At 64.5% G+C, this 20642-nt stretch carries 16 protein-coding genes; 6 read left to right on the forward strand and 10 right to left on the reverse strand.

Annotated features, from left to right (window positions below):
- Window position 1: 1 nt before the first annotated feature.
- The 3 genes from AC6CH2_RS00635 (at window position 2) to AC6CH2_RS00645 (ending at window position 2043) form a co-directional block, all read left to right on the forward strand.
- Entirely contained in the window at window positions 2–874 is an 873-nt protein-coding gene (locus tag AC6CH2_RS00635) for a hypothetical protein (RefSeq protein WP_498267486.1), read from the forward strand.
- Between the two features lie 187 nt (window positions 875–1061).
- Window positions 1062–1304: an XAC0095 family protein gene (locus AC6CH2_RS00640; RefSeq protein ID WP_498267487.1), complete on the forward strand. Its 243-nt coding sequence runs from the start codon at window positions 1062–1064 to the stop codon at window positions 1302–1304.
- Window positions 1305–1398: 94 nt separating this feature from the next.
- The gene (locus AC6CH2_RS00645; protein ID WP_498267488.1) at window positions 1399–2043 is read left to right on the forward strand and encodes a Rossmann-fold NAD(P)-binding domain-containing protein; all 645 of its coding nucleotides are present in this window, start codon (window positions 1399–1401) and stop codon (window positions 2041–2043) included.
- Between the two features lie 126 nt (window positions 2044–2169).
- On the opposite strand, the gene AC6CH2_RS00650 is transcribed toward AC6CH2_RS00645, so the two are convergent.
- The 5 genes from AC6CH2_RS00650 to AC6CH2_RS00670 form a co-directional block, all read right to left on the reverse strand.
- Window positions 2170–4005, reverse strand: a complete 1836-nt coding sequence (locus AC6CH2_RS00650; protein ID WP_498267489.1) for a peptidoglycan-binding domain-containing protein — start codon at window positions 4003–4005, stop codon at window positions 2170–2172.
- A gap of 22 nt (window positions 4006–4027) precedes the next feature.
- Window positions 4028–4726: a hypothetical protein gene (locus tag AC6CH2_RS00655; RefSeq protein ID WP_498267490.1), complete on the reverse strand. Its 699-nt coding sequence runs from the start codon at window positions 4724–4726 to the stop codon at window positions 4028–4030.
- A 76-nt stretch (window positions 4727–4802) separates the two neighbouring features.
- Window positions 4803–5486, reverse strand: coding sequence for a hypothetical protein (locus tag AC6CH2_RS00660; protein ID WP_498267491.1), 684 nt, complete (start codon window positions 5484–5486; stop codon window positions 4803–4805).
- Window positions 5487–5591: 105 nt separating this feature from the next.
- Window positions 5592–6284 carry a hypothetical protein gene (locus AC6CH2_RS00665; RefSeq protein ID WP_498267492.1) on the reverse strand — a complete coding sequence of 231 codons (693 nt, stop codon included), beginning with the start codon at window positions 6282–6284 and terminating at the stop codon, window positions 5592–5594.
- A gap of 232 nt (window positions 6285–6516) precedes the next feature.
- On the reverse strand, window positions 6517–6936 hold the full coding sequence (locus AC6CH2_RS00670; protein WP_498267493.1) for a nuclear transport factor 2 family protein: 420 nt from the start codon (window positions 6934–6936) through the stop codon (window positions 6517–6519).
- A 668-nt stretch (window positions 6937–7604) separates the two neighbouring features.
- On the opposite strand from AC6CH2_RS00670, the gene AC6CH2_RS00675 reads away from it, so the two are divergent.
- The gene (locus AC6CH2_RS00675; protein ID WP_498267494.1) at window positions 7605–10187 is read left to right on the forward strand and encodes a reprolysin-like metallopeptidase; all 2583 of its coding nucleotides are present in this window, start codon (window positions 7605–7607) and stop codon (window positions 10185–10187) included.
- Between the two features lie 393 nt (window positions 10188–10580).
- A complete protein-coding gene (locus tag AC6CH2_RS00680; RefSeq protein ID WP_498267495.1) occupies window positions 10581–12125 on the forward strand; it encodes a S1 family peptidase in 1545 nt (514 codons plus the stop codon).
- 323 nt (window positions 12126–12448) lie between these two features.
- Here the strand turns inward: AC6CH2_RS00680 and AC6CH2_RS00685 are convergent, their stop codons facing one another.
- The 5 genes from AC6CH2_RS00685 to AC6CH2_RS00705 all read right to left on the reverse strand — a co-directional run bounded on the left by AC6CH2_RS00685 (window position 12449) and on the right by AC6CH2_RS00705 (window position 19775).
- Entirely contained in the window at window positions 12449–13663 is a 1215-nt protein-coding gene (locus AC6CH2_RS00685) for a S1 family peptidase (RefSeq protein WP_498267496.1), read from the reverse strand.
- 529 nt (window positions 13664–14192) lie between these two features.
- Window positions 14193–15407: a S1 family peptidase gene (locus AC6CH2_RS00690; protein WP_498267497.1), complete on the reverse strand. Its 1215-nt coding sequence runs from the start codon at window positions 15405–15407 to the stop codon at window positions 14193–14195.
- A gap of 827 nt (window positions 15408–16234) precedes the next feature.
- Window positions 16235–17761 (reverse strand): S8 family serine peptidase, encoded by a 1527-nt coding sequence (locus tag AC6CH2_RS00695; RefSeq protein WP_498267498.1) that lies wholly within the window; start codon window positions 17759–17761, stop codon window positions 16235–16237.
- 1273 nt (window positions 17762–19034) lie between these two features.
- A complete protein-coding gene (locus AC6CH2_RS00700; protein WP_441330691.1) occupies window positions 19035–19256 on the reverse strand; it encodes a helix-turn-helix domain-containing protein in 222 nt (73 codons plus the stop codon).
- 3 nt (window positions 19257–19259) lie between these two features.
- Complete coding sequence (locus AC6CH2_RS00705) at window positions 19260–19775, reverse strand: DUF2975 domain-containing protein (RefSeq protein ID WP_498267499.1); 516 nt, start codon at window positions 19773–19775, stop codon at window positions 19260–19262.
- Window positions 19776–20362: 587 nt separating this feature from the next.
- Here AC6CH2_RS00705 and AC6CH2_RS00710 point away from each other — a divergent pair.
- Window positions 20363–20614, forward strand: coding sequence for a hypothetical protein (locus tag AC6CH2_RS00710; protein ID WP_498267500.1), 252 nt, complete (start codon window positions 20363–20365; stop codon window positions 20612–20614).
- The last annotated feature ends 28 nt before the right edge of the window (window positions 20615–20642 follow it).

Consider the following 20642-nt stretch of genomic DNA (forward strand, 5'->3'; position numbering starts at 1 on the left):
AATGGCATTCCACCGTTGGGTAGTAGCGGGGCGATCAACATTTGCTTTCGAAGAGTTTAAGCGGCACCACACTGAGCTGAATGACCTCTATTGGTCATTTGTACCTGTCGCGTCTTATGGAAGTTACCTGGCTCGGCACTCAATGAATCCCTCACCTGTACAGGTCTTCAATGCGGGCGGTCCTGACGTCTTCCGATTAGCCAACACAATGCCTTTGTGGGCAACCCACTTCAAAGATTTTCAGAATTGGGTCCGACTAGGTATTGTCATGTCAGCAGCATCTTATTTTGAACTCTATGTCCGCTCTGTGACTTCCCTAGCCCTGCTATCTGATCCCTTCGGGGCGCGTGGAGCGCCGCGACTTGTTGATGGTGTGAAGCTTCTGAAGCTCGGAGTTTCAAGCGATATTGATAGTGCGATTGTTGGATGTGTTAAGGGGGACTGGGGTGCTAGGTCAAAATCATTCCGTGGTCTTTTTGGTAATGTGCCGCCCAAATTGAAGTTTCATCTTTCTGAGCTTGAGGCTATACGTAAGATTCGAAACCAAGTTGGGCATTCGTTCGGTCGGGAGATTCCCTCTGTTTGGACATTGTTGAGAGGAGATCTTGGGAATTCCTGTCGGATCAGCGAGAAGCGCGCTAAGGCTTGGCTGAGAGTGCTCCATGACGTTGCGCTAGATATTGACGATTATTTGTTGAACCGGTCTATCGGGCAATTTGAGTTGCTTATGAAGTATCACGTGTGGCGTAAAGAGCCGCGGAGAGCGTGCCATGTTTCTCTCATGGAAGCTGTCGCATTTTCCAAAGAGTTAGGGCAGCGTTCTCCGGGGCGGAAGTTGCTTTTCGAATTGATCGACTACTACAATGCTCTCTAGGTTAATTTTTTTGAGGGCAGTATTCGCGATCCAGCACTGGGAAAATGATGCGTGTTCATTGAGAGAAAAAATGAACCCAACTTTGTTCTAATTTTGAGCGTCTCATTTTGTTCGCGCCGGTTATTCTATTTTTGAATATCGCCGATGCACTTGTAGTGTTCGCCTATCGAAAGAATGGTGCGCCAATATGGAAAGTGCAAACTCCGTTGCCCATCCAACGTCACACTGCTATTCGCTGCCGACGACTGCCGTCCAGGCACTCATCCAAACTCGGGACCAATTGCGTTTGCTGGCCCAGCTCACTGAGCCGCAAGGCGAGGGCGGTCCCGATGTGGTCTATCTCTCGGCGCAGGCGCTAGCTCATTGCTTTGATCGCTTGGCCGACGACTTGGACCGGATATCCCAGGCTGTCAGCCCATCCGAGCTGTAGTTCGTTCTGCTCTAAGTGAGTGCAGTATTCCGTCGCTCCGGGCGGCTAAGCTGAGACCTGAGCAGAATCCCAACTCGCTCGATGGGAGTTCGTCATGGCAAGCCGCACCGTCATCGTCGCAGGCGTAACCGGCCTGGTAGGCAGGGAGCTTCTGTCCGGGCTGCTGGCCGACCCGAGTGTCGCCGCGGTGCATAGCCTCGGCCGCAGAATGCCGGCCGAGCAGCATCCCAAGCTGATGGCGCACGTCGTCGACTTCGCCGCACTGCCTGATCTGCCGCACGCGGAAGAGGTGTATCTGGCCCTGGGTACGACGATTAAGGTCGCGGGCAGCCAGACGGCGTTTCGTGCCGTCGACTACGACGCCAACCTGGCGGTGGCGACGGCAGCCTTGGCCGCTGGCGCAAAGCGGGTCGGCTTGGTGAGTGCGATGGGCGCCGATGCCAAGTCGAAGGTCTTCTATAGCCGGGTAAAGGGCGAGCTGGAGGACGCCTTGGCGGCGATGCCGTTCGAAGGCATGGTCTTTGCCCGCCCATCGTTGTTGCTGGGGGATCGCGAGGTGCTCGGGCAACCGACCCGGCAGGGCGAGGTGCTGGGGGCTGCGCTCGGCAAGGCAGTGGGGTTCCTGATCCCCGCGAACTACAAACCCATCGACGCGTCGGCGGTTGCCTTAGCTCTGCTGTCCGCGGTTCCGTCGGCCCAAGGCCGGACGGTCCTTCTGTCCGGCGCGATGCGGCGCTAGGCGTTTTCGCGGCCCTTAGTTGCCGTGGATGGAGGGCCGATTCGGCTTCCTTGCCATGGCAATCAAAGTGGTCGCTCGCCTGGGACGACCCGTTGCGGGGGGCTTTAGGTGAACTCGGATACGGCCTTACTGTCTTGGGCCGCGGCTCGGGTCTTCCTGCGAACGTTGGGCTAGGTTTTGCGCGTGTTGTTGGTCGCGGTCTTGATTGAAGGATTGGTTCGCACGCAAGGTGTCCTGCATCGGCGGTGCCGGTTCGGATGTGGACACACCCGCGTGGAATCCCGGTACGACACCCGCGACCCACAGGGTTCCATCTACAACTCCGATGCGGCCGATGCGACCAGCATCGGGAATGCCGTTCTGCTTGGCTTGGAGCATCGCTTGCGCCACTTTCTCGTCAGCCACCTGCGCAGGCACGTTCTGTCGGATCTTGTCGAACATGGCCTGATCCTCGGGCGCTAGCCGTGAGGGTGTCGGTGCGGGGTCGATGCGTGCTGGCGATGAAACCGGGCTGATCGGGGCAGGGGCTTGCGAGGCTGGGGCTGGGGAAAGGGGGGCTGCATGGGGTGCGCGGCTCGCCTCGTAGCGATCGGCAGCCGACTCGGGATCGATCCGCCTGCCAAGATTGACGTTGGCGGCGAAGTCGCGGGCGGGGCGGTCGGAGACCTGGTCCGCCGCTCGTTGGACGATGGCCAGCCCGGCCTGGGTGCTGATCGCTGCGAGCGTCTGCCGATCTGCGACTCCGTTGGCCTGCTCAGTGCCATGCCAAAGTTGAAAGGCCTGTACTGCTCGCTGAGTGGCCGGGCCAAAAACGCCATCCGCGGTGATCGGCTGTTTGATCCGGTCATTGATTCCGAGCTGGATCAGATTCTCCTGCAACTTTGCGACTTCCTGACCTTGCTCGCCGACTTTCAAGCTGCCGTCGGCCATCGCATCGCGTGGTTGGCGAGTGCTGGCTGTGGAGGTAGGGGCCTGTAAGTACGACGGCAAGCCTTGGTCGTTCGGCTGCATCCAATCGTTTCGATAGCCGGGTGGTTGAAAGCGCTCGGCGACCTGCTGGAAGTCCGGTGTCGCTGAGAGTGCCGCGGCGTGCGTTCGCAACGTCGTTAGCGTCGCAATGTCGGCTGTGCCGGTAGCTGGGAGGTTGTTGCGCTCCTGGAACAGGGAAACAGCTTCTCGCGTGCTCTTCCCATAGTCTCCGTCGGCTTGCAGCGCTCCGCCGTTGGCATCGACCGCGCCGACCAGCTTCAGATTTTCCTGTAACGCTTTTACGGAAAGATTGGCTTCGCCCGGACGTAGCTCATTCTCGACAGGTAGTTGGTAGGGAATGCCTTTGAACCGTTCCTCGATGATCAGCAGTTGGTCGAGTCCGTCGCGATTGAGTGCTATATCGTTGTAATAGTCGTAGCTGCTGGTTCCGTAGTCGTCCGTCGCGGCCTGCTTGCCCTGGACGACTTTCACGGCCCCGCCATATCCGGCGATATGCCGCGCTTTCAGGAAACCCGCGATGTGCTCTTCGGAGTCACCCTCAACGAGCACTCCCTGCCTCATGGCGGTGCGATAAGCGGCGTCGCTGTTGCGTTTGAACGCTTGATCCTGCAAGTCGGCGGAGGCTTTGTACTGGTCGAGGCTCAAACCGTCTTTCCAGTTGGAAGCATCTTCCAGGAAGCGGGTCATGCCTCCCGACTCGGCCCAGGTCCACTCTCTGCGATACCCCGACATCGCCGCTCTGACCTTATCCGCGTCGACGTAGCCCGCATCGGCCAGCCAGGTAGCGCCCGCCTGATATCGTCCGACGTAACCCGCACCGTTGATGATGCCCAGGTCGCCGCCATTGCTCTCGGTCAAGACGGTTGAAGCCACCAGTCTCCGAGTGGAATAGTCGCTTAACCCTTCGATATTGCCCTGAGCATACTGATTGGCCGTCAGTACGGCTCGTTCTTGCCTACGCGTCCCTGCCATGTTCCTGCTCCTTGATGGTTGATCACTGGTGCTGCTTGCACTTCAGTTGGGCCATGACCTCGCTCGGTCGGGTCCGTGTCAGGTCGAATACCGTGAAGCCGGCGGTGTATTTGCCGCCGTCTTGCTGACTGGCCTGCACATAAATCTTGTTCCGCCCCGCGATCGAGACAGTGAAGAACGCGCCATTTCCTGCGCCCTCTTCAGCCTCTCCCGGAGCGCATTCATCGGCGATCGTGGAGACTTCAGCCGCGGCGCCGAACTGTTTCTTGAGGACGTCGAGGTAATCGTCCGAATAGAAGGGCTTGCTGATCGAGATGGACTCGACGGCAGCCTGCGACCCGTTGATGGATAGGGTCGACTCGCCTTCGTTTCTTTTCGTGGTCGCGTAATCCGGTCCAGGCCTGCCGTTCGGCACCTCTTTGACCGAGAACCCGAGCAGCAAAATTTTCCCGTGCTGTGAGTAGCGGCCGGGGACGTACTCTTTCGGCGACGGGTCGATCCATTTGATTTGGGGCAGGGCGCTATACGCCGACCAATCATGGCCCTTGTCGCTCGCGAACAGCTCGGCGCTAGCGAGCATGTCGCTGGACTGGCTAGGTGCGACACGTTCGGTGCCAGGCTTTGAGCCGGCCGGACTTTCAACCGCGGCGGTTCCTTTCTGGCAGCCTACTAAGCTCAGTATCGCAATGGCGGCTGCTGCGGTTAGGTGATTGAGATTCACGTCATCTCTCTTGGTTGGGATGGGCCTTTCGATGAGGCTCGGACGAACGCGGTTCGGGCCGAAAGCCGAAAATAGATCAGTCCTCAATAATCATCTCGATCGTGACGGCATACACGCAGGCGGCCTCATTGTCTTCGGGCTTTGGCCGGTAGGTGTAGTCCACCAATAGCGATTGCCTGCCTTTCCAGTACTGCCAGGCTTGCGGCCTGTTATGCGGCCCGGGGAACTCGCTGTACTGGTAGCCCATGGTTTTCAGCTTGTCGTGCAGGCCAGTCAAAGCGAATATGCATGAGTGGCGCCGATGCGGGTCGTATTGCTTTTCATCTGGCAGGCGAATCACTACTCGTTTGTCGTCGGGGGCGTACTGATTGAAGCCGAAGGAGTAGGGTGAGCCAGATTCAAGATATCCCTGTGCGTCCCAGGTGCCGTCGACTTCGGTAGCAACTAAGGGAAGTTGCGTCAGCGCTTCGACCCGCGCCTTGCTCAGATCGTCTGGGGCTTGAATGCCCTGGATGAGGGCGAACAACTTTTCTTCGAACTCTTTCTTGCTCAGCTTTGGCGCTGAGGCCGGTGCATTGGGTGTGTCTTTCACAGGCTGAGCCTTGGGGCTGGAAAGCGAGGTCGATTGATCGGATCGATCGGGCTGCGGTGTGGTGGCCGAGACCTCCGCTGGGGAGCCGCAGGCGACGAGGCCCAAGCACAAGATCGCGCAGCCGAATATGCGTGCGTCGAAATGGATCTGGGCAATGAGTCGGGCCATGGGCCGGTTCTGAAAAGATGTCGTTAGGGTCATGGAACTGGCGACGGGTTGCAAGAGCAACTGGGAGTTGCGCATTTGCTGCGGCCTATCGGATCAGTTCACGGCTCAGTCGATCACGACCGAGATGTGATCGATGCACTCGATGCCGCCGCGATCGAGCGGCTCGGTTGGGTAAAGGTCCACGTGGACCACTTGCTCGTTCTTGGAGAAACGCCAGTTCGGCGCTTTGCCGTGCAGTCCGGTCGAGCTGTCGCTGCGGAAATTGGCGGCATCCAGTTTATTTCGGAACTTGTCGAAGGGCAGCGTGCAGGTAAGAGGGCCGCTACCGTCGCCTTGCTTCTTGGGCAGCGTCGCAATTTCGAGCCTGGCGTCGTCGACAGCGAATCGCTCGATGCCGATGGCGAATCGCCATCCTTCGCTGGTCGTACCTTTGGCGTAGGCTGCGTTACGGCTGTCCAAGCGATGCAGACGTAGCCCGGTCAACGCTTCGAAGCGCACTTCGGTCAGGTCGGCCTTACTGCGGATATTGCCGATCAAGTCGAAGACGATCGACTCGACTTGCTGAGCACTTAGGTGGGGTGAAACCCGGTAAATCCCTAGTGTCGATATGCGGGTAGGGCGCTGGTGTTCTGAAGCCGAATGGGACGCTGCCGCGGGCGGGGCTTCGCCGGTATAAGAGGCAGAAGACGGCGCGGCCGAGATATCCGAAGCGGGACTGCAGGCGACGAGGAACACGCTCAGGGTCGCGCAACCGACTGTGCGTGTGTCGAGCCGGATCTGGAAGTTGAGCAGGGCCATGGCCGGTTCCGCGGAGAGGCAGCTAGCGTTCTCGAAGCCGGGCCGGGTTGCAAGCGCAACAGAGAGTTGCGCAAGCGTTTGGATTTTCGGAAGTTTGGACGAGGCCCTGATAGTGACGGCGCGCGTTGACGCCGCGCGGTCGCGGCTTGCGCCGCTCCTACCCTCTGAGCTGCTCCATGGTTGGCGATGCGGCGAGCACGGCGCGGCCAAGGTCTATTCGTGCGATCACAGGTCACTCAGGGACGCGGGTGACCTGGCCATAGGTAGCACGCCAGCGGCCGTTGCGTTTGGCCCAGACATACGACACCCGCAACTTGCGGGTCTGATGCCGGCCATCCTGGGTCCAGCTCAGATGCAGCAGGCCGCCGATTACGGCGCTGTCGCCCCAGACCTTCTGTACCCGCTCCTGCCATACGTAAGGTTCGATCTTGAATCCCGGCAGATGGAAGTCGGCGAGGAACTGCTGTTTGTTCTCGACGGAGGCGTTGGAGTTGACCAGCACGTAGTCGTCTTCGACCAGTTGGGTGAGGGCGTCGGTGTCGTTGCGGATCTGAGCGCGGTCGTACGCGGCGACCGCTTCGGCGAGGTCGGGCGGAAGGTCCGTCGCAAACGCCGGTGCGGTCAACAGGGCAAGCAGAACGGCAAGCTTCATGGCGGCTCCGGGTAGGCTGGAAGCGAATACGGAAGGGGCGTGATCGGCGGGCCGTCCGTCGCGCACGGTGCGCGATGCCGCGTGGCCGCTCGATGGCCGATGGGCGCCGCGGCGACGCGGGATAGGCGGCCGATCGGCGCCACCTTGTCGCCCCTACGGCCACGACGCAACGGCCATTCAGGCGGTTCTTCCGGTGCCACTCGCCTCGGCCGTCGAGGCAGAGGCCTCGATGCGATCGGCATGGCCCAGTGGATCGGTTGTGAGCGACGGCCATGAATAGCTGCCTTTCATCGCCTGAACAGGCGGCGCGGAGCGACTGCGCCCCAGAAGCTGTCCGACACCCCGTTGCGCCCGCGTTGTCCCCCATGCCGGTGTAGCGCTTGGACTGCCCCTGGGGGCTATGCGGGCATCCCCTAATGACCAGGACCTGTGTCATGACTACCCATTCGACGTTCCGGCGCGGCCCCAAGCGGTGGGCCGCGGTTTCTCTGATCGCGTTGGGTTTGGCTGCGCTCGCGTTCGCGAGCCGGATCTCGGCGCCTTTGTTCGTGGACACGCATCAGGACGCCGCCGCGGGCGGCTCGCCAGGCGCAGCGGGTGCGGCCTTCGCGCCGAATCCGCTGGCTGCGGCGGCCATGTTGGTAAACGGCGGGGCTTCGCCCGACGGCATGTGGCAAACACTGCCGGCGGTGCAGTTGCCCGAGCGCTTTCCGGCGCCGACCGGCTATGTGCCGCTGACGCTGGACGCGATGATGCTCGAAGCGCGCCTGCGCGGCACGCCGCGCGAGACCTTCGGGCCGATTCCGCCGCAGACGCAGATCTATCTGCCGCGTGCCAGCGGCGGGTTCGTGCAGATCGCGCTGGCGCAAAGCCAGTTGCTGGGGCCGAACCTGGCGGGGCAGTTCCCGCAGATCAGGACTTACGTGTTCGAGGATGAGCGCGAAGGCTTCACCGGCCACATCACGGTCGGCACGCGCGGTGTGTTCATCTCGGGCCAGACCGACGACGGCATCCTGCGCGTCGAGCCGGTCGAAACCGCCAACGGCCGCGTGTACCTGAGTTATCGCGACCAGGACCGCACCGACGGCGCCAACGATTTCCACCAGGGCGACGACGATCACCATCACGAGCCGGTGCCGCCGCGCTTCTCGGCCGCGCTGGTGTCGCAGATCAAGCAGAACGCCAAGGTCTCGGCGGGCACGCAGTTGCGGATCTATCGGCTGGCGGCGTCGACCACCGGCGAGTTCTACCAAGCCCGCGATGCGGGCGGTGGCCTGGCCGATGTGTGGTCGTCCATCGTCGCCGACCTGGCCGGCGCCAATGCGGTGTTGGAGCCCGAGGTCAGCGTGCGCCTGGTGATCGCCGATGCCAGCGACGATGTGATCTACAGCGACCCGGACACCGACCCGTTCGACAATACCCAAAGCCCCTGCACCTTGCGCGACGCCAATCGCGACAACAACAAGGTGGTGCTGGACGATGCGGACTACGACCTGGGCTTTTTGTTCGCCACGCGCGCGGGCAACGGGGCCAGCGGTTGCGCCTGGTACGTCGTCTGCCAGACCGCCAACGACACCCTGCACAAGGCGCGCGGGGCAGGGCAGATGGGCAACAACGGCGCCAACAGCGCCAGCGGCCTGCTCGCGCACGAAGTCGGCCACCAGCTCGGCGCGCGCCACACCTTCACCGGTGCGGACGGCAGTTGCACTTTGAATGAGTTCCTCGCCGGCGACAGCGAAAGCGGCTACGAGCCGGGCAGCGGCACCACCCGCATGTCGTACAACGGCAACTGCGGTACGGACGATGTCGACACCTCGGTGATCGGCGCCGGCTCGTACTTCCACTCGCGCAGTTTCGACGAGATCGTCACCAACGTGTTCACCGGCGACGGCGCCACCTGCGGCACCTTGGTCAACACGAGCAACCTGCCGCCGAGCGTGAATGCCGGCGAGGACTACACGATCCCGCGGCAGACCCCGTTCGAGCTGAGCGGCTCGGCGACCGATGCCGATGCGCTGACCTACAACTGGGAGCAGTACGACCGCGCGGTGACCCAGCGGCCTATCAACACCGACCCCGGCGACGGCCCGCTGGTGCGTTCGCTGCCCCCGGGCGCGTCCAGCTCGCGCATCATCCCGAACCTGCAGGACCTGCTCGACGGCGTGACCCGCGCCGGCGAAATCCTGCCGCAGGTCGATCGCGAGATGAACTTCCGCCTGATCGCGCGCGACAACCGCATGGGCGGCGGTGGCGTGGCCTACGACGGCATGCACATCCAGGTGGTGGGCGATCCGTTCTTCATCACTTCGCCGAACGGCGGCAGCCTGAGCGCCGGATGCACGGTGCCGTTGACTTGGCAGGTCGGCGGGGGCTCGATCGCACCGCAGGTCAGCGCCTTGTTCTCCAGCGACGGCGGGCAGAACTTCGCCACCACTCTGATAGGTTCCACCGCCAACGACGGCGCGAGTTCGTTCGTGGTGCCCTGCGCATCGGGTTCGGACAACCGCATCAAGCTGCAGTCGGTCGGCAACATCTTCTTCGACATCAACGACCAGGACCTGAGCGTCAGCAACACCGCACCGGCGGTTTCCGTCGCCACGGCCGGCGGCGCGGTCGACGACCAATGCCGGTTCACCGTGCAGTTCACCGCCCAGGCCACCGATACCTGCGGCGTGTTGGCCAGCGATGTCGATGTGGACCTGATCAAGGGCGCGAATAACTTCACCTTGGGCACGCCGAGCATCAACATCCAGCAGATCACGTCTACGCAGGTCGGGGTGAGCGGCAGCGTGGTGGTGTCGGATGTGACCGGCTCGCCGGCGCAACTCACCGTCAGCGTGACCGCGCAGGACGCCTGCGGCCTGTCCACCAACGACACCGCGCTGGCGCAGATCGTCGACGACACCCCGCCGACCATCGAGGTCAGCCTCGATCCCAGCCAGCTGTGGCCGCCGAACCACAAGATGGTGCCGATCTGGGCCAGCGTGGTCGCCAGCGACAACTGCCCGGGCGTCGGTTACGTCCTGACCAGCGTGACCAGCAACGAGCCCGACAACGGCGATGCCGACGGCGACACCGTCAACGACATCCAGAACGCCGCCATCGGCACGCCCGACCTGCAGTTCGACCTGCGCGGCGAGCGCGCCGGCAACGGGAATGGCCGCATCTATACCGCGACCTACACCGCCCAGGACGGTTCGGGCAACGACGTGGCGGCTTCGGACACGGTGGAGGTGCCGAAGAACAAATAAAGCCGTTTACGTGACGAAAAACGCCGCCTTCGGGCGGCGTTTTTTGTGGGCTCTGCCGCCGACACGCGACGAAACCGCGGTTTGGCGTCGCATGCCAGGGTAGGAGCGGCGCGAGCCGCGACCGCATCGCTGCGATCTCGCGCCGATCCTCACCAACATCCTGCGAGGGCTCGGTTGCAGGGGACCCGGCGCAAGGCCGCAACTCCGCGGTCGCGGCTCGCGCCGCTCCTACCCAGAGGTCTCTGTCAAACCGGTACGCTCGTTCCGTTTCGCTCCCTCGCCAACCGACAATCGACGTCACTTTTGACAGTGTCCGCTTCCCATCAGTGCGACGAACGCTATAAGTCGGGCGACAGGCGCCTGCCTGTCGTCAACCAAAGGAGCGTTAGCCTCATGGATTCTGGATATCGTCATTCCGCGCGTCTCGCCCCCGCCGCGCTGGCCGTCGGCTTGCTGTTCTCGCTGGGTCTCAACGCGCAGCCAACCGGCGGCGACCCGATCGCGGTGTCGTATGCGCAGCAGTTCAAGGTGCCGTTGGCCGAAGCCAAACGCCGGACCGCGCAAGTAGCGGAGATCGCACAGTTGGAGCAGCGGCTGCAGCGCGAGTTGCCGGAGACGTTCGCCGGGCTGTACATCGAGCATCAGCCGGCCTATCGGGTGGTGGTGCGGTTCACCAAGACGCCGAAGGCGCTGTTGGCGCGCTACACCAAGGACCCGCTGTTCGTGGCGCAACTGGCGCCGCGGCCGCTGGAACTGTTGCGCGGGGCGCAGGAGGAGCTGGCGGCCCAGTTGAGCCAGTCGGGGGTCGCATTCGAGTCGGGCCTCGACCTGAAGACCTCGCAAATCGATCTATTCGTGCTGGACACCGCGACCGCGTCCAAGCGCCTGTCCGGGCTGATCGCGGTGGCCGATTACATCAAGCTGCACAAGGTGCCGGCGCTGATGACGCCTACCGCCATGGTCGGCGGCAATCAGGTCACCGGCACGACGATGAACTGCACCAGCGGCTTCAACGTGGTCAATGCGACGCGCGAACTCGGCATGATCACGGCCGGGCACTGCGACAATGCGCTGACCTACATCGGCAGCCCGAACGTGACCCTGGCGTTCCAGAGCGAGCAGAACAGCGGTTCGCTGGACCTGCAGTGGAACAAACAAACCGTCGGCACGCCGCAGGTGCAGAGCAACGAGATCAAGCTGGTCGGCGGGCCGCAGGCGACGATGGCGATCACCAGCGAAACGACCTCGGCCAACCTGCCGTTGGGCGCGACGGCCTGCAAGAACGGCATCACCACCAACTACACCTGCGGACAGGTCGCCGACAAGAATGCGCAGGCGATGTACAACGGCGTGGTCGGCACCTTCATCCGCGTGCACAACGCCAGCAACCAGGTGATGAACGACTTCGGCGACAGCGGCGGGCCGGTATTCGGCACCAACACCGCCTACGGCATCGTTCACGGCCGTGGCGGCGCGGGCACGCCGACCCATAACGACCTGTACTTCGTGCCGGTGGATCATTTCTCCGCGCTCGGCGTGTCGGTGTTGAAGGAACCCTTTAGCCTGGACAGCATTCCGAACGTGTCGGGGCCGCACAACGTCAGTTTCCAGGCGCAGGTGTTCTACAAGGGCGTGCCGAAGTTTACGGTGCAGCGCAAGACCAAGATCATCAGCTGTCCCTCCGGCTGGAGCTGCAGCGACTACAACGGCAGCTACACCAGCAATACCGCCTCACCGTTGACCTTCAACTTCAAGTGTACGACTAACGGTACGGTCCCCACCGCGACCTTCGGTTGGCGCACGACCCTGGTCGGTGCGGATGGCGCGACGACCAATGCGATCGACCACACCAGCACCTGCACGGCCCCGACCGTGGCCAGCGCTGCGACGATGGTGCGCGGCGAAGCCGGTCCGCCGACGATCACGATCGAGCCCTGATCGGAGGTTAGGTACACGACGGCCGGGCTGTCCGGCCGTCGTTTGCGTTTCCGTTTGGCCCTGCTGTCTCGCGCCGAATTCCCATGCAACCGAGTCTGCAAAGGGTAGGAGCGGCGCGAGCCGCGACCGCGTGGTTTCCAGCGCGCACCGGACTCCCGTGTAACCGAGACCGCGCCGGATACCTGTGAGGTTCGACGCGAGACCGCAACTCTGCGGTCGCGGCTCGCGCCGCTCCTACCCCTTGGGTTGCAGGTGAGTGCGTCCCATAAAAAACGCCCCGGAAACTTCCGGGGCGTTCGACCCATAGTCGCAACCGTGATGGATTACGGGCTGGTGCGCAGAGTCAGCGTGTAGGCCTTGAGGATCGAGTTGAGCGGGGTGAAGTAGCTGTTGCCGCCGCCGTGGTCGCCCGCGGCGCCGGCGCAGTCGCCGCTGCCGCCCGACAGCACGCCCTGGCCCTGGCCTTCGGCAGTGATGAAGGAGCCGCCGGAGTCGCCGCCTTCGGCGCAGGCGGTGGTGCGGGTCAGGCCGATCACGGTGCCGTCCGGGTTCCCGTCATTGTCGACATACGACACGGTGACGTTCTTGCTGCGGATGGTGCCGCAGTGCCAACCGGTGGTGCGGCCGGAACGGCACACCGCGGTGCCGACGGCCGCTTCGGTGCTGCCGCGCACGGCGACATCGCCGTTGCCGTAGCCATGGACGCTGGCCGACAGCACGTGGGTGTTGTCGACCCGCACCCAGCCGCGGTCGGGGCCGCGCGCGTTGTCGTCCGGCATGGCCGATGCCGCGAACGTACCCACGCGCACGCCCGGCTGCCACGGCGAGACTTCGTCGTAGACGACCTCGCCGACGCCGCCGCAATGGCCGGCGGTCGCGTAGCCCGCACTGTTGCCCTTGGTCACCGAGAAACCGATCGAGCAGGCCGCGATGCGGTTGTTGCCGACATAGCGCAGCACGCCGCGGCCGCCCTGGATGCCGATGCGGCGCTGCGGCGCGTCCTTCAGGGTTTCGAAGCGCACCACGCTGGCGTCCAGACCGCTGCGGGCGACGAAATCGACGCCGCCGTCTTCCGCGCCCGGCGCGACGCCGACGGTGACGGTGTTGCTGGGCAGGTCGACCGACCAGCTGTACACGCCTTTCGGCGCCTTGGCGCTGCGGTCGAGCAGGCCGTCGAGCTGCGCCTTGGCGGCGTTGAGCGCGGCGAGGCTGTGGCGGGCGCGACGGGTTTCGACGCCGGCCGCGGCCTGGGCGGTCTTGTTCGCGGTGCTGGCGGCGACGACACCGAACGATCCGTCGGCCTTGCGCTCGAGCCAGGTGCCGGCGAAGTGGCGGCCGAGTCGCTTGGCGAGGGTTTTTTCCTGCTGCGCGGCAAGGCGCTCGGCCTTGAGGTATTGGACCAACTGCGGGCCGGACAGTCGCAGGTCGCGCTGCATGGCGGTCTTCAGCGCGGGCGCGAGATCGTCGGCGGCGATGGCCGCACCGGATACGAACATGGCTGCGGCGGCAGCGACGATCGGGAGATTGAACTTACGCATTCCAGAAACTCCATAGACGAGTGGGGGTACAGCGGCTTCGCGTCCAGTCGAGGCGACGCTTTCATGCGTGACGGCGTCTCGCATGCAGCGCTTCGCTGGGCCGCGCCGATTAGAACGCGCCGCGGTCTGTTCGCCCTACGCGCGAAATGAGACGCCCTTGTTGGTTCTGTCGACGGACGTTTTGAAAATCGCGAGAACATCCTGGAACTAGCGGTTTGCGCACGCTTTGTTGTGACACTCGATTTCTTTCGTTCGATGCGGAATCGTCGTTTTAATCTTTCGTGTCGCGTTGTCGCGGCTATGCTGTTCGACGGCATCGCCGACCGGTTTCCGCCTATCGGTCGAACCCCATCGTCGGCTACTGGTTCCTGGTTCTTAGTAACTAGTTACTAGTTTGTCGCGCACTTCCCACTCCTCACTCCTTACTCCTCACTCCTCACTCCTCCCAGCGCCCCCCGCAACCGCGACGGGCAAAAAAAAGCGCCCCGGAAAACCGGGGCGCTCGGACACCTGACGCAATCGCGATGGATTACGGCGTGGTCTTCAAGGTCAAGGCATAGGTGCTGAGGATCGAGTTGATCGGAGTGAAGTAGCTGTTGCCGCCGCCGGTGCGGCCCTGGCGGCCCTTGCAGCTGCCGCTGCCGCCCGACAGCACGCCCTGCGCCTGGCCGGCGCCGGTGATGTACGAGCCGCCCGAGTCGCCGCCTTCGGCGCAGGCGGTGGTCTGGGTCAGGCCGGTCACGGTGCCGTCCGGGTTGCCGGCGTCGTCGACATAGGACACGGTCATGTTCTTGCTGCGGATGGCGCCGCAACGCCAGCCGCTGGTACGGCCGGAACGGCACAGCGCGGCGCCGACCGCGGCTTCGGTACTGCCGGCCACGTTGACGTCGCCGCTGCCGTAGCCGTACACGCTGGCCGACAGGGTGTGGGTGTTGTCGACCTGGACCCAGCCGCGGTCCGGGCCGGTCTGGTTGCCGTCGGGCATGGACGAGGCAGCGAACGAACCCAGGCGCACGCCCGGCGACCACTGCGAGACCTCGTGGTACACGACTTCGCCGGTGTCCCCGCAATGACCGGCGGTGGCGAAGCCCAGGGTGGTGCCCTTCGTCACCGGGAAACCGACCGAGCAGGCGTAGACGTAGCCGTCGCCCGGGTCGCGCAGGTAACCGCGGCCGCCCTGGATGGCGATGCGGCGCTGCGGCGCTTCGCTCAGGGTTTCGAAACGTACGGTGCTCGCATCCAGGCCGCTGCGCGCGACGAAGTCGACGCCGGCCTCTTCCGCGCCCGGGGCCACGCCCACGGTCACGCTGTTGCTCGGCAGGTCCACCGCCCAGCTGTATACGCCCTTGGGCGCCTTGCCGCTGCGCGCGAGCTGGCTGTCGAGTTGGCCCTTCGCTGCGTTGAGCGCGGCCAGGCTATGGCGCGCCTGGCGGGTTTCCACGCCGGGGGCGGCCTTGGCGGCCTTGATCGAGGTGCTGGCGGCGACCACGCCGAACGAACCGTCGGCCTTGCGCTCGAGCCAGGCGCCGGCGAAATGGCGGCCGAGCTGCTTTTCCAGCGTCTTTTCCTGTTGTGCGGCGAGGCGTTCGGTCTTCAGGTACTGGGCCAACTGCGTGCCCGACAATCCCAGGTCCCGCTGCATGGCCGACTTCAACGCGGGGGCGAGGTCGTCGGCGGCGAAGGCCGCACCCGACACAGTCATGGCTACGGTGGCAGCGAGAACCGACATACTGAACTTGCGCATATCCAAAAACTCCTAAGACAGAGAGGGATGCGGACAACAGTGGCGGCGGGGCCGGGGCAGGTCGCTGGAGTGGCAGGCTTGAAGCGCTCGGCCGGGCCGCACTGATTAGAACGGGTTCCCGGCGCGGCACCCCTACCTCGAATTTGGGACGAATTGCTTGGTTTCGGTCCGGTCAAGGCCGTTTCCGAATATGAAAATCGTGAACGGAGGGGCGGGGCCCTGACTGTCTAGCGCCAAGCGCCTGTGGGAACCGGCTGTTGCGGGTCGAGGCAGGGGAGCTGGTGCGGTCATCGCATGGGGATGTGTCCGCAGTGATTGGAAGCCGCGCGGTCGCGGCTTGCGCCGCTCCTACCCCTTAAAGCCGGGCTTCCTGTAGGAGCGACGTGAGTCGCGACCGAGCAGCCGAAAGATCCGTCGTAGTTCCGGTTTCGCGGTCGCGGCTTACGCCGCTCCTACAAAGGCCGGCGATCCAAGGGTAGGAGCGACGTGAGTCGCGACCGAGCAGCCGAAAGATCCGTCGTAGTTCCGGTTTCGCGGTCGCGGCTTACGCCGCTCCTACAAAGGCCGGCGATCCAAGGGGTAGGAGCGACGCGAGTCGCGACCGAGCAGCCGAAAGATCCGTCGTAGTTCCGGTTTCGCGGTCGCGGCTTGCGCCGCTCCTGCAAAGGCCGACGATCCAAGGGGTAGGAGCGAGGCGAGTCGCGACCGCGCAGGCAAAAGATCCGTCGTAGTTTCGGTTTCGCGGTCGCGGCTTGCGCCGCTCCTACCCTTGAGTCGTCGCTTCCGTGGAACGCGAGCGAAGGGTGCGGCCCTTCTCTCGCCGAGGCTCAGCGCATCGTGCCGAGGCGCGCGATCGCCGCGCGCAGGTCGGGCAGCGGGCCGATCTGGCCGCCGGTGCCGGTCTGCGGGGTGCCGGTGGTCATCAGCAGGTCGCGCATCTGCCGCGGGGTGAGGGTGATGCCGCGTTGCTTGGCGATGCCCGACAACGCGACCACCGCCGCGGCGACGATCGGCGAGGCGCTGGAGGTGCCGGAGAAGGTCTTGGTATAGCGGGCGTTGACGCCGCCGTTGTACAGGCCGCCGTAGCCGGTGCTGGTGACGCAGCGGCCCCAGGCCTGCACGTTGACGCGGCGGCCGTAGGTCGAGAACGGCTGCTTGGCGCGTTCGGCGACGGTGTCGCTGCACCAGGCGGTCGAGCGCGGGCCGCCGGCGCCGACGATGATCGAACCCGAGTCCGGGCGGCTGCGCGGGAACGGCGAGCCGAAGCAGGCGGTGTTGTCGAGATTCATGTTGCCGTTGCCGCCGGCCTGGACCACGTGCACGCCCTTGTTGGTGGCCACGACGATGGCGTCGTACACCGACGGCGTCCATTCCACCGGCACGTAGTTGCTGCAGCCGCTCGGCCCGGCCGCCTGTTGTTCCAGCAGCATCACGTCGCCGGCGCGCAAGGCGTTGGCGGCGGTGAGAATGGCATTGGCCAAGTCGTAGCCGCGCTGGGTGTTCATGGCGTTGGTGTAGTGCGCGCTGGCGCCGCTGACCAGGCCGGTGACGCCGATGCCGTTGTTGTCGGCGACCAGTTCGCCCATCACCGCGGTGCCGTGGTTGTTGTCGTTGAACGGATCGCTCGGCGTGCCGTTGGCGACCAGCGCACCGGCGAGACGCAGCTTGGACAGGTCTTCGTGGCTGGTGTTCCAGCTGTACTCGATGTCGAGCACGCGCACGCCGGTGCCGTCGCCGCCGGCGAGGGTGCGGGCGTACTGGCTGTCGATGCCGTTCTGCGCCGCGGGCAGTTTGTAGTACTGATAATCGTGATACGCCGGCGAGGCCGGCAGCGGCACCGGCAGCGCCGCCGGGTAGGCGATCTCGACGATGCTCATGGCGTTGAGTTCGTCGATCACCCGTCGGATGTCCTGGCCCGGCCGCACTTTCAGGCGGAACCACTGGCTCAGGTCGGGCTGCTCGTTCTGTGCCTGCGGCTGCGCGCTCTTGGCCAGCGCGGCGAGCGTGGCCTCGTCGGCGCGGAACAAGGGTTCCATGTTCGCGACCGGGCCGGCGCCGCTGGCCAGGCTCTCCAGCGCCGCCAGTCGCCCGTACTTCGCCGAGACCGGGCGTCCGCCCTGCAGGCGCACCTGGCTGTCGCGGACGAATTTGACTTCGATGTACTCGCGCGAATCGTAGCGGCCGAGTTGGGTCTTGGCCGGCTTGGACAGGGCCGGTTGCGGGGCGGGAGCGTTCGACGGCGGCGCAGCCAGCGGCGCGACGGCGGGCATCGCCGCGATCGCCAGGCACGGCAGCAACAAGCGCAGTAGCGGCGCGGCGGACTTCGATGGCACGGACGGGAACTTGGAGCGCATGAGTAGAAATCCTGGAGGGATGGAAGGAATCGTCATGCGAAGCGACACGCTGACCGGGCTTCGCGGCCGGTGCGGAGCGGACCGTCGGGCGATCCGGCGGCGAGCATAGTCAGGGCGCTATGTGCCTCGACTTGAGTCGGATCACGCTTTCGACGACGCGGCTCGCCGCGATTTTTGACGTGCGCAAACCGGGATCGCGCACACGGCTTGAGCGCGTCGCAAGGCGGCATTGGCGCTTCGTGCAGCTTGCGGACGTGTCAGGGTGATGGGTTGGCAGCGCCGCGCACGCTGGAACCGGAAGCAACGTGGTGCGGCGCATCGAGACGGTGACGGATGGAGGGCCTTGCCGGGGCGGAGAGGTGACCTCCCCCGTAGGAGCGGCGTGAGCCGCGACGTGGGACACGCAAAGATGGCGAGGCTATCGTCGTTCGTAGAAGCGCCTTGCTTTCGCCGGGGTAGGAGCGGCGCAAGCCGCGACCGCGAAATGCGGTCGCAGCGGCTCTGTCGTCCGTGCCGCTTCGACGAGTGACGTCGGCCTTGATGCTTCTGCGCGCCGGCGGTCGCGGCTTACGCCGCTCCTACAGGGGGAGGGGTGCGCCGTATTGCGTTGCGGGTTTCGCCTAGGCAGGAGCGACGTAAGTCGCGACGCGCAGCCTCCGGATTGTTGCGTCGTCGTGGCTATGGCGCGGTCGCGACTCGCGTCGCTCCTACCCTCGCAAGACCACACTGCTTCGATGTGGGGCATCGGCGTTGCCGCTTCTGCGCGCCGGCGGTCGCGGCTTACGCCGCTCCTACAGGGAGAGGGATGCGCCGTATTGCGTTGCGGGTTTCGCCTAGGCAGGAGCGATGTAGGTCGCGACCGCGCAGCCTCCGGATTGTTGCGTCGTCGTGGCTATGGCGCGGTCGCGACTCGCGTCGCTCCTACCCTCGCAAGACCACACTGCTTCGATGTGGGGCATCGGCGTTGCCGCTTCTGCGCGCCGGCGGTCGCGGCTTACGCCGCTCCTACACGGGGGGATTCGCCGCATTGCGGCGCAGGCCTTGCCTATGTAGGAGCGACGTAAGTCGCGACCGCGCAGCCTCCGGATTGTTGCGCCGTCGTGGCTATGGCGCGGTCGCGACTCGCGTCGCTCCTACCCTGTGGGCCAGCGCGCTTGAGTAGCTAAAGAAGGTAACTGCCGGATACCCGCCTTCGCGGGATGAAGGCAGGCGGCATCCGCATCGCCGGCCTTCTAGCCGAACCCACACTCATTCCCACTGCCATCGGCCGCATTCACTCCTGCGCCGCCTGGGTCGGGTCGAATGCAAGCAAATCGCCGGGTTGGCAATCCAGCACGCTGCAGATCGCTTCGAGGGTGGAAAAACGGATGGCCTTGGCCTTGCCGGTCTTGAGGATCGACAGGTTCGCCAGCGTGATGTCGACGCGCTCGGACAGTTCGGTCAGAGTCATGCGACGTTCGTGCAGCTTCTCGTCGAGGCGGATCACGATGGCCATCGTTTACACCGTGCCTTCGAGGTCGCTGCGCATGCGCGCGCCTTGCTCGAATACGCGGGCTAGCACGAACAGCAGCAGCACGGCCAGCCACGGCGCGAAGGAGAAGCCGACGTCGATGTCCATCTTTAGCGACGGCGCGGCTTTCGACGCGCCGTAAACGATGCTGCCGTTCAGCAAGCGCAAGCCTTCGCCGGCCAGCACCCACCAGGCGATGGCCTGCAGCCGGCGGCTGTTGCCGGCGATGAAGGGATCGCCGTCGCGCACGCTGTCGACGATCGCCAGCAGCGCGCGCAGCACGCGATGAGTGAGGTAGGCAGCGACGATGCCCAGCACGATGACCGCGCGCAAGGCATTGTGCAGATGCTCGTAAGCCACGCCGAGGGCTTCGAACAGCAGCTTCGGGTCGACCAGGGTCGCGATCAGCAACGCGGCGATAGCGAAGGCATAGAGGGCGTTGAGGAGGATCAGGCCGCGGATCAACGGGCGGGCCAGGGCTAAGGCGTGCGGAGCGCGGGTCATGGGACGCTGCCTCTGTCATATCGGTAAGCAATATAAAACATATCGAAAAACGATATGCAAGTGCCTGTCAGGCCGTTAACCGCCCGACTTGCCAACGTACAAGGGCTGGGCTGCGAACCGGGCAGCCGGCTGCGACCGCCGCGCGATCTCGCCGGAAGACTCACAACTGGCGAAGAACGGCTCAGCGAAGAGGGTGTACCGGGCAGGGGCCGGACGATGGCCGTGGCGGTCATGCCGGCGCCGGCGCCAGCATCGTCAAGGGTGGTTCCAGCAACCGGCGTACCCGTGCCGCCGGTATTCGTGGCGGCTGCGCAGGGGCAGGCGCGGCCGATCCGGCGCGCAAGCGCCAGGCCCCGGATAGCCCCGCGCGCTGGCGCCGGTCTTTATGAGGTCCCGCTCGGCCATGGGTAGATCGATAGCCTCTCAAGCCGCTCGACGAATCGCCCATCGAGGCCAGGCGGCTGAGTACCCGGTGCAGGCCTGGCGGCTCGGTCAAGGCTTTACATTCCGCTTACCCGATCTTCACGGTCGCCTGCGGACGGCGCGGGTCGAATGCTTGCGTCCTAATCCGTATCGGGAGCATGAGCATGACGCGAGCCTCCGTCCTCGTCGCATCGGCGCTGTGGCTGACCCTGTCGGGCGCGGCCTTCGCCGGCATCGTCACCGTCAGCGGGCACGGCCAGAGCTACGACCCCGGCATCGCGCTGGAAGACGCGCGCGCCGATGCCGTCGCCCAATGCACGGCGCAGGGCGGCACGCCGTTGGAAGAGATCTATAACCACATCACCCGCGCCAACCTCTGGCTCGCCGATTCGATCTGGCGTTGCGAGGTGCCGTGATCGCCGGTTTCGCCTGTTCGATCCTGGG

The organism is Lysobacter sp. GQ73 (genome assembly GCF_059758755.1).

Bases quoted from the DNA above. Each gene is read 5' to 3' on its own strand.
- AC6CH2_RS00665 (WP_498267492.1), bottom strand. From the start codon at position 6,284: ATGGCCCTGCTCAACTTCCAGATCCGGCTCGACACACGCACAGTCGGT.
- AC6CH2_RS00670 (WP_498267493.1), bottom strand. From the start codon at position 6,936: ATGAAGCTTGCCGTTCTGCTTGCCCTGTTGACCGCACCGGCGTTTGCG.
- AC6CH2_RS00710 (WP_498267500.1), top strand. From the start codon at position 20,363: ATGACGCGAGCCTCCGTCCTCGTCGCATCGGCGCTGTGGCTGACCCTG.
- AC6CH2_RS00675 (WP_498267494.1), top strand. From the start codon at position 7,605: ATGTGGCAAACACTGCCGGCGGTGCAGTTGCCCGAGCGCTTTCCGGCG.
- AC6CH2_RS00695 (WP_498267498.1), bottom strand. From the start codon at position 17,761: ATGCGCTCCAAGTTCCCGTCCGTGCCATCGAAGTCCGCCGCGCCGCTA.
- AC6CH2_RS00660 (WP_498267491.1), bottom strand. From the start codon at position 5,486: ATGGCCCGACTCATTGCCCAGATCCATTTCGACGCACGCATATTCGGC.
- AC6CH2_RS00685 (WP_498267496.1), bottom strand. From the start codon at position 13,663: ATGCGTAAGTTCAATCTCCCGATCGTCGCTGCCGCCGCAGCCATGTTC.
- AC6CH2_RS00640 (WP_498267487.1), top strand. From the start codon at position 1,062: ATGGAAAGTGCAAACTCCGTTGCCCATCCAACGTCACACTGCTATTCG.
- AC6CH2_RS00690 (WP_498267497.1), bottom strand. From the start codon at position 15,407: ATGCGCAAGTTCAGTATGTCGGTTCTCGCTGCCACCGTAGCCATGACT.
- AC6CH2_RS00645 (WP_498267488.1), top strand. From the start codon at position 1,399: ATGGCAAGCCGCACCGTCATCGTCGCAGGCGTAACCGGCCTGGTAGGC.
- AC6CH2_RS00650 (WP_498267489.1), bottom strand. From the start codon at position 4,005: ATGGCAGGGACGCGTAGGCAAGAACGAGCCGTACTGACGGCCAATCAG.
- AC6CH2_RS00635 (WP_498267486.1), top strand. From the start codon at position 2: ATGGCATTCCACCGTTGGGTAGTAGCGGGGCGATCAACATTTGCTTTC.
- AC6CH2_RS00705 (WP_498267499.1), bottom strand. From the start codon at position 19,775: ATGACCCGCGCTCCGCACGCCTTAGCCCTGGCCCGCCCGTTGATCCGC.
- AC6CH2_RS00700 (WP_441330691.1), bottom strand. From the start codon at position 19,256: ATGGCCATCGTGATCCGCCTCGACGAGAAGCTGCACGAACGTCGCATG.
- AC6CH2_RS00680 (WP_498267495.1), top strand. From the start codon at position 10,581: ATGGATTCTGGATATCGTCATTCCGCGCGTCTCGCCCCCGCCGCGCTG.